The organism is Pantoea sp. CTOTU49201 (assembly GCF_032054795.1).
GTDB lineage: Bacteria > Pseudomonadota > Gammaproteobacteria > Enterobacterales > Enterobacteriaceae > Pantoea > Pantoea symbiotica.
Genome location: NZ_DAMBSA010000571.1, coordinates 1 through 2,209 on the forward strand (window position 1 = coordinate 1; position 2,209 = coordinate 2,209).

The following is a 2,209-nucleotide window of genomic DNA, read 5'->3' on the forward strand; positions in this document are numbered from 1 at the left end:
CCTGCAAAGTCGCGGATGTTTGCCAGGCTTAAAATTCATTCAAGAGGAGGAAATATGAAAGACCGAACATATGAATCCGCGTCTAATGAGGATGAGGTTTGCTGCATTATCGGTCAGGCGGTGATCGAGTTAAGCGATGAGCATCAACCAGTGAACAAATCCACGTTGTCGCTGAAATTACTGGCAATGGCCGACCGCGACAAAGATGATGAACGCGTCCTGCTTTACTGGATTGCCAGAAAAGCCATAACTAAACCTCACCAGCTCAATATCGGCGTTCAGGGCTGGCGTTAGAGGAACAAAAGAGCGGGCGCAATGCCCGCTCTCGTTATTTATGCGGTACGTAATCGACCCAGCGTCGGCCAGCGCACAAACATCACCATATTCCCCGCTAGAATCATCACCAACCCAACAATTGCATTGCTATGCCAGTGATAACCTTCGTAAAGCGTGGAGAGCGTTAGCGCCACCAGCGGGAACAGCAAAGTGCTGTAGGCGGCCTGACTGGCACCAATGCGACCAACTAGCGTGAAATAGGCGCCGAATCCCAATACCGAACCAAATATTGCCAGATAACTCATCGCACCTAACCACTGCATATTCAGCGCGGGTGCGAGTGAATCGCCATTCACTAACGCCAGTGCGGCCATCACCAAAGCGCCATACAGCATCGCGTAGCTATTGGTAGTCAGAATATCGAGCTGACGACGCTGATGGCGCAGAGAAATCATATTGCCGAAGGAGAAGCCCAGCGTGCCAAGTGCGCTGAGGCCCACGCCCCACAGCAACTGCGGAGCGGGATGCGCCGCCTGAATATCATTCCAGAACAGCGCAACAATGCCGCCCAGGCCAAGCACCGCCGCTGGCAACAGGCGAAACGAAGGGCGCTGACGGAAGAAGATCCAGCTGTTGAGCGCGTTATACAGCACGGCCATCGAAAAGATCACCGACTCCAGTCCGCTGCTGATCCACGCGGCAGCATGATAGAAGCAGACAAAGTTGAAGCCAAACACGCAGCAACCCTGCAGCAGACAAAACAGATGATCGCGCTTATCCAGCGTTCGCAGCCGACGCAGCAGTTTGAGGATCGCCAGCATCACCAGCGACGCCAGTAAGAAACGCCAAAATACCGCCACCAAAACAGGCGTATCGCCTGCTTCCTGCTGCAGGAAAATGGCGATCCAGGTGGTTCCCCAAATCATCACCACGGCAAGGTATAACATCACATTCATAACGCACTCTCCGACACAATCTGGCTCGCAGTGTGGCGTGAAAAGCAACGCGCGGCTTGCACGTTTTTGCGCGGCAATTGCAAAATCTTGCGCTTTTTACTTTTGCGTCCGGCTGTGACCTGTTTTCTGTCTGCGGAGATCCGTACACTAGGCGCTCATGAACTGCGAGTGATATCAACCATGGCCGATTACCAGACCTTCAACATGCTACAGCGCCACAAAGCGCAGCTGCGCGACAGCGTGCAGTTGTCGAGCGGTATTAAGCTGGCGGCCTGGTTTAACAGCGGCGATCGCGTCACCAATCTTAGCGATCATCACACCCTAAGTTTGTATACCGCCGACGGCTATGAAACCTGGCATAAAACTCAGCACGGCTGGCGTAACGGCGGTGGCCCGGATCGCTTTTGTCTGATGCCGAGCGGAGTTGAATCGGTGTGGGATATTCGTGCCGATTTATCGTTTGTGCATCTCTACTGCACCGATGAACATCTGCGCCACCTGGGCGAACAGATTTGGGATCGCAGTCCTTCGCAGCTCAATCTGCATGAAAAGATCTTCGCGGCTGACGATCGTATCACCCAACTTTATCGCCACTTCTTGCTCAGCACCGACTGGCAGCAGCCGGCGAATCAGTTGATGCTCAGCAGCGCATCAACGTTGCTAATGACGCATCTGCTGCAACGTTACAGCGATGTGCAATGGCAAGCGCCGCAGGTGCGTGGTGGACTGGCGCCCGCCGTGTTGCGGCGAGTGATGGCGTATATCGATGCGCAGCTTGATCAGCCATTAACGCTGGCGCAGCTGGCCGCCGAAGCGGCGCTGAGCGAATACCATTTTGCTCGTATGTTCCGTAGCAGCGTTGGTGAGGCACCGCATCAATATGTGATGCGCCGCCGCATGGATGCTGCGTTGCAGCTACTGAAATTCAGCCGTTTACCGCTAACAGAAATCGCGCTGCGCTGCGGTTTTCACTCCTC

At 54.4% G+C, this 2,209-nt stretch carries 3 protein-coding genes; 2 read left to right on the forward strand and 1 reads right to left on the reverse strand.

Annotated elements, in window-relative coordinates; genetic code table 11:
* Nucleotides 1–54: 54 nt before the first annotated feature.
* Nucleotides 55–294, forward strand: coding sequence for a hypothetical protein (locus tag RTY00_RS23890; protein ID WP_008101313.1), 240 nt, complete (start codon nt 55–57; stop codon nt 292–294).
* A gap of 38 nt (nt 295–332) precedes the next feature.
* On the opposite strand, the gene RTY00_RS23895 is transcribed toward RTY00_RS23890, so the two are convergent.
* Complete coding sequence (locus RTY00_RS23895) at nt 333–1,232, reverse strand: DMT family transporter (protein ID WP_312666626.1); 900 nt, start codon at nt 1,230–1,232, stop codon at nt 333–335.
* A gap of 180 nt (nt 1,233–1,412) precedes the next feature.
* On the opposite strand from RTY00_RS23895, the gene RTY00_RS23900 reads away from it, so the two are divergent.
* The coding region (locus RTY00_RS23900) for an AraC family transcriptional regulator (protein WP_312666627.1) at nt 1,413–2,209 on the forward strand (797 nt) is incomplete at its 3' end.

Excerpts from the sequence above, each read along its gene's own strand:
- RTY00_RS23890 (WP_008101313.1), top strand. The coding sequence starts at position 55 with ATGAAAGACCGAACATATGAATCCGCGTCTAATGAGGATGAGGTTTGC.
- RTY00_RS23895 (WP_312666626.1), bottom strand. The coding sequence starts at position 1,232 with ATGAATGTGATGTTATACCTTGCCGTGGTGATGATTTGGGGAACCACC.